Origin of the sequence: Chitinophaga sp., assembly GCF_036566945.1 — a bacterium.
Taxonomy (GTDB): Bacteria; Bacteroidota; Bacteroidia; order Chitinophagales; family Chitinophagaceae; genus Chitinophaga.
The window spans coordinates 1-6678 of sequence record NZ_DATCVJ010000658.1; the positions used below are offsets into that span (position 1 = coordinate 1).

Genomic DNA, 6678 nt, shown 5'->3' on the forward strand with positions numbered 1-6678 from the left:
CCTTTACGGTGCAAACCGGGAAAGACAGTACCGCCGTTACCGTAGCTTCCGGCAAGGTAAGACTGGGACTGGAAGGCGATACCTCCGCTGTGATACTGAGTAGCGGACAACGAGGTATATGGGGAAATGGACAGTTATATGCCCGTAATAACAACAATCCCAATTTCATTGCCTGGAAAACCGGAATTTTGCAATTTAATGATCTATCACTTCTTGAAATATTGCCACAATTAGCCGACTTTTACGCAAAAGAAATCAGGGTGGATGATCAATACAGGGAAATAGCATCGCAGCAGAAAGCTACGATCACGTTCCGGAACCAGTCCTGTGATGATGTTTTGCATGAATTACAACTATTGCTTGGCTTTAAATACCAACAAGACGGCGACACCATCGTCATCAGCCAGTAGCCACTTAGCCCGATTTTTATACATACTCCTTTTTATCTTGTTCCTGCTGCCGGTGATGACGCTGCGGGCGCAGAACAGCGGAAATGATTTATTGCAGCAGGCTTATACCCCTCCTTCGAAACAGGGAACCATTCTCTTCTTCATACAACATATACAAAAGTCTACCGGTACCAATATATCCTACAGTTCCAGCTTCCTGCACCTGAACAAAAAAGTACAACTAAACGGTACAGAACATACCACCGGCGCAGTATTGACCACTATTCTGCAGGGAACCGGCATACAGGCCGCTGCCCTGAATGGAAAAATATTCCTGCTCCGGGAAAGTTCCCAGCCCCAGTATTATACTATTAGCGGCTTTGTAAAAGAAATTAACAGTAATGAGCTGATCATCGGGGCATCGGTATACGACCCCGTTACCAAAAAAGGTACTGAAACCAATGCCTTTGGATTTTACAGTCTGCAGGTGCCTGATACCTGCCAGGGGATCGTATTTTCACATATCAACTATACACCGGTTTTCCAACACCTCCCCCCTCCCGATGACGGACAGCTGGACATCCATATGGACTTCCGCAGTATGTTGCAAACGGTGGTGGTAAATGGTGAAAAGGAAGCGGTGACCTCCCAGCCCGGCTACATTAATATGCCGGTAGGTTATCTATCCAGCTTTCCGGCCTTGCTCGGAGAAAAAGATGTGTTGAAATCACTGCAGCTGTATCCCGGTACCAGCAGCTCGCTCGAAAGCAGCAGTAACCTCCTCATCAGAGGGGGCGGCGCTGATCAGAACCTCTACCTGCTGGATGGTGTTCCGCTGTATCATACCGGCCATTTATTTGGCCTCTTTTCTATTTTTAACGGAGATGCCGTAAAAGATGTGTCGTTATATAAAGACGCATTCCCGGCGCGTTATGGCGGACGACTTTCTTCTGTAGTGGATATCCGTACAAAAGATGGTAACATGAAGGAATGGCATGGAAGCCTTACCCTCAGCCCTGTTTCCGGCAATGTATTGCTGGAAGGGCCGATTGTAAAAGATAAAAGCTCTGTGTCCCTTTCAATACGAAGATCATTGGTAGATATTTTGTATGGCGCTAAATATCTCAGCGACTACGGCAAGTATTACCTCTATGATGTCAACTTCAAACTAAACCAGATTATTGACAATAAAAACAGGCTTTACGTTAGCTTTTATAAAGGGCAGGATAAAATGTTTATCCAGAGCATCAGGCCTGTTACAGAGCTGTTTGATGATTACAATTTTGATTGGAGTAATATCACTGCAGCTGCTAAGTGGACGCGGGTAATCAGTCCCAGGATATTTTCCAATACCATTGCTACCTACAGTCGTTTTTATAATGTATTCACCCAGAATTCCGTCATTCCGCTTTCCTACTACGACTCGCTGTTCGTAAAGGGAAAAGGCGTTTCCAGGGTGAGGGATATTGCTATCAAAAACGAAACAGAATATTATATCAGTAATGTCCATCATCTTTCTTTCGGTGGCGGCTATACGTACCACAACTTTGCTCCCACGGCGTATCAGAACAATATTTCTGCAGGAGAAGCTACCAAACGAAAGGCGCCGATATATTACATGTCTGAGTTTTCTGCTTATGCAGAAGATGAACTCAGTTTGTTGAACGACCGGCTGACGGTAAGGCCGGGATTACATTTCGGCGCGCTGGCGCAACGCAACTCTTTTTATGCGAGCCTGCAACCGCGCATCATGGTACGCTGGCAGCTACCACAATCGCAGTACATACAGTTATCTTTTGCAAAAATGACCCAGTTTGTGCATCAGCTTACCACCCCGGTGATCAATCTGCCTACCGATCTGTGGGTGCCCAGCACCGAGGATATTAAGCCGGAACAAGCCTATTCCTACGGACTGGCCTATCAACGGCAATGGGATAATACCTGGCGGTTTAATGTAAACGTGTACTACAAACAGCTGAAAAATCTTGTGACCACCAACACCGTGCTGAATATATTTGACAACTCTGATCTGTGGGAAAAAAAGGTAATTGCCGGCAACGGCTATAACTATGGCAGTGAGGTACTGCTGGAAAAAACACAGGGCAAGCTGACGGGAATTTTTTCGTACACGCTTTCCTGGGCCTGGCGGCAGTTTGACCGGTTGAATGGTGGCAAAATGTTTCCTTATAAAGAAGACCGCCGGCATAATATTTCCCTGGCGCTCAAATACCGGTTTAATCCGAAATGGAATATTGCTGCCACTTATAAGTTCGCCTCTGGTGCACCTTTTACCTTGCCGGTACAGATATTCCCCGACTTCGATTGGGGCCGTAATATCAAAGGATACCTGGATGAGCGTTATTCGCCGTTCTCCACCTATCAGGTCAATTATCTTCCTTATATAGCCCGGTTGAATAACTACCGCTTAAACCCTGTGCATCACCTGGATGTAGGCGCCACCCTGAACCTTGGTAACGAAAGGCGTTTCCAGCATGTGATTTCAGGAGGCGTGTATAATATCTACAACCGTAGTAATCCGTTTATCGTCACCTTTGATAAGTTTTCTTTCCTGGAATACGATAACATTTCTGCTTTGCAGTTATATCAATATAGTTTGTTCAGGGCGCTACCATACCTGAGTTATACTTTTAAATTTTAGTCATGAAGTACCTGTTTATATTATTGCCGATAGTGTGTTTGATATTGCTGCAGGGATGTGAGCAGCAACTCCCGCTTCCGCCCAAGAACGGGGCTTCGCGGGGAGTAGTTTATGCCGAACTGGTGGCCAACGACGAGCCGGAGGTACGCGTAGGCAAAAGTAAACCGGTATCAGGGCCTTACCTAGACAATGGATTTCAGCTCGTAGAAGATGCCAATGTTCAGCTGATGGATAAAAACGGGATGGTGCTGGAAACCCTCTCTTATGTAGATGACTCCACTAACCCGATGAGTGTTTACCGCGGTAAAACAAAACTGGATGCTGGTAAAAATTATAAACTCCAGGTAAACGTCCCAACGCTGAAACCCATTACAGCCATGGCTTCTATCCCACCTCCGTTTAAGGTGGACCTTCAGGATACCCTGCGTTCATTACTCAATGGCCGACCAGTGTTGCGCTTTCATTTTACCGTATATCCGTTACCGGGAGTAAAACAATACCTGGTGATGGAAGCATTGAAACAAAGTGTAGACGTGGATACCACCTTTATGTATCAGGGGGTGAGATATCGTAAAAGCGAGCATGCTAACTGGTATGACCTGGTAAAAAATTCACCCGGCGCACAAGCCAGGAAAGATAGTTTTTTCCTGAACGACTACCTCCGTATTCCCTGCTATACACAGGATGAAAATGCGGATAACAACCAGGTGGGGGGCCTCAACGAAAATTATAACAGCATTCTGTTTACACAATTAGGTAAACCATTGACTACTTATTTCTACATCAATGCTACCGCCCTCAGCTCTGATCCCACAGAAGGAATTGTGCCTGTAGGAAGAGTGCTGGTATATGTGAAATCTGTTTCGAAAGAATATTATGATTTCCTGCTGACTTATGAAAAGGTAAAGCGTAATCCCGGACTTAACAGTCTTATACAGGCTATTCAGCTGAAAAGCAATACTGCCGGTGGATTGGGCATTGTAGGCGGGAGCTATCAGAGGGTATATTATCTCTATTATGATAACCTCTAAGCTGTTAGCTGTTAGCTGTTAGCTGTTAGCTGTTAGCTGTTAGATAAGTGCGGAGCCTACCGATGTTATGTTCATCATTCGCACTTATCTAACAGCTAAAAGCTAAAAGCTCTCTGCTGTTAATCATTCGCGCTTATCTAAAAGCTAACAGCTAAAAGCTAACAGCTCTCTGCTAATGTACTTCATATACGTTGTCTTGTTTATCAATATCTGCTGCCCAGGTGCTACCGAGGGTTACTTTTTTTATTTTTTTGGGAGATGGAAACGCGAGTGATACTGTTTTGTTTCCCTTTTCCCAACAGGCAATACTCTTGTGTATTTTAGTGGTGGTATTGTCTTCAAATAAAACGGTCAGATCTACCGGTACTGGTTTGTTGCCTTTAGAGATGATTTCTACCAGGCCTTGTTTTTCTTTTTGTGTAACGCTGTTGATCGCCAGATCAGGATAGCCGTTGTCGAAGAACCAGCTTTTCCAGAACCAGTCCATATTTTTTCCTGCGCCGGTATTCATACAATAGAAGAAATCATAGGGTTGCGGATGTTTGCCATTCCATTGAGAGATATAATAATGCAGGGCTTTCAGAAAAAGACTATCGCCCAGCATATCTTTTACATACAGGTATCCCAGGGCTGGTTTGGGATAGGAATTGGTGACATAGGCATCTGTGGTTTGGTTGGAAGGCGTCATGATAGGCAGATCGGCGGCTTTACCGGCGATATAATTATAAGGCCCCATGCCATAGTCATCCACGATGGCACTGTCGATGCAGGGTGAAATAACCCATTCTCCTATCGTGGCCCAGCCTTCGTCCATCCAGGCGTAAATGGTTTCGTTGGTACCCATATAAAAAGGAAACATCGTATGAAATATCTCATGGTCGGTGAGTTCAATCGCCTGGGCTTTATCTGCCAGGGGGTTATCATTCACCATCATCGGATATTCCATCTGATCGAGTCCATCGAACACGGTTTCATGATTATACGGGTAAGGCCACTTGGGAAAGTAGTGACTCATTTTATCTACCGTGATACGGGCGTAGTTGACCACATCAAAGAAGTCGGCGTGTGCGGCGTTAAAAGCAACGTCAACGCGGGTACGCCTTTTTGTGATAGCATCCACTTCCACGCTGGTGGCCTTCCAGAGGTAATGATTGCTCAGTCCTATGGCAAAGTCGGTCACGTTGGCGGCTTCATAGCGCCAGGTCTGGGTGTTTTTATTACGCGTGATGTCACCGGCTGTAATATCATTACTATCAATGACGGTAATGATACTATTACTTTTTTCTGCGGCGGCGATGCGTTGCGCATATTTATCGGTGTATACCTCACTGGTATTTTTCAGATCGCCGGTGGCCCATACCTGGTAGTTGCCTGGCACTGTAATGGCTACACGAAAATCGCTGAAGTCGTTATAGAATTCCTGCGTCCCCACATAGGGGATCATATCCCAGCCGTTGATATCATCGTACACAGCGATACGGGGAAAGAAGTACGCAATGAAATAAGCGCCGGTATCGACTGATCCCGTTCTGATATGTGTATTTTCATTCAGGGTATAGGCGAAGTCCAGGTCGAAGCGGGCTGTTTGTCCGGGATACAATTCAGGTATACTCACGGGCATATTAGTTCCCCGTGTGGGTGTTGGCACTGGTTTATCTGTACCATTTACCTTCATATTTTTGATAACTACTCCGTCCGACAGGTCATCCGGGGCAATGCCCATACTTCTGATGGCGCCTTTCTGATAGAGGTTAGGAAACAGTTTAAAGTTGACCATGTGCAGCGTATCGGGGCTATTGTTTACATAGCTGATTTGTTCTGTGCCCGACACGAGGTTGGTCACCGGATCAAATGTAACCCTGATATCATATCCGGCTTTATTCTGCCAGTATTTACTTCCGGGAGCTCCACTATAGGTGCGGGTTTGCTGATCATATGCCTTCCTGATGCTCAGGGGCATATATAATGGGGTTTGGGCGATGGCCTGCTGACCGATTATCAGTGCCAGTAAAAAAACACAATATTTCCTCATAAGCTGTAAAAAAGCAGTAGCTTCAAATGTAGGAAATTACCGGGAAAGCGCACGGCAGACAGGCTGTAAAAAATGCGTCAGAGATGGGTGGTATCCGGGGGCATCATCGGCGTTTTTATGGAATCCGCGGGCGCGAGGGGCGTTTTTAAAGAATCTACCGGCGTATGAAGACTATCTGAAGGAGCTGCCGTACTATCTTTACCGTTAGCGCCTTTACCTGGTAAAGGAATGGTAGGCGCCGTACTACGACGCTTGGAAGAATAGGTGCCTGCAGTTCCCTGTTGCTGCATATCTTTCATTGTTTTTTTATCAAAAAGATATTTAGGATGTTTTTCGGGCCTGAGTCCCCGGTCAAATTGCGCTTCCGCCCCTACTGCGGGTGCCGTGTAAACTTTTTGGGAAGAATGACACGCAAGGAGCGAAATGAAAGCAGTCAGTACCAGGTACTTCATGAAAATTAAGTATGAGCGTGAGTATAGATAAGGGAAGGGGGGACAGTTATTTAACGTATAAAAGGGCGGTTTTATTGTTAAGAGGCGGAGGGGAAGGCCTTCGGCCTTTGTCTTT

Annotated in this window: 5 protein-coding genes; 3 read left to right on the top strand and 2 right to left on the bottom strand. The window is 45.7% G+C overall.

Annotated elements, in window-relative coordinates; genetic code table 11:
* From VIP81_RS20035 to VIP81_RS20045, 3 genes are all read left to right on the top strand, one after another.
* A partial coding sequence (locus VIP81_RS20035) for a DUF4974 domain-containing protein (RefSeq protein ID WP_331965255.1) occupies window positions 1–410 on the top strand: 410 nt, incomplete at its 5' end.
* A 37-nt stretch (window positions 411–447) separates the two neighbouring features.
* On the top strand, window positions 448–3048 hold the full coding sequence (locus VIP81_RS20040) for a TonB-dependent receptor (protein ID WP_331965258.1): 2601 nt from the start codon (window positions 448–450) through the stop codon (window positions 3046–3048).
* A 2-nt stretch (window positions 3049–3050) separates the two neighbouring features.
* Complete coding sequence (locus VIP81_RS20045) at window positions 3051–4079, top strand: DUF4249 family protein (protein ID WP_331965261.1); 1029 nt, start codon at window positions 3051–3053, stop codon at window positions 4077–4079.
* Between the two features lie 172 nt (window positions 4080–4251).
* Here the strand turns inward: VIP81_RS20045 and VIP81_RS20050 are convergent, their stop codons facing one another.
* A complete protein-coding gene (locus VIP81_RS20050) occupies window positions 4252–6111 on the bottom strand; it encodes a M1 family metallopeptidase (protein ID WP_331965264.1) in 1860 nt (619 codons plus the stop codon).
* A 77-nt stretch (window positions 6112–6188) separates the two neighbouring features.
* Window positions 6189–6563 (bottom strand): hypothetical protein, encoded by a 375-nt coding sequence (locus VIP81_RS20055; protein ID WP_331965267.1) that lies wholly within the window; start codon window positions 6561–6563, stop codon window positions 6189–6191.
* Between the last annotated feature and the right edge of the window lie 115 nt (window positions 6564–6678).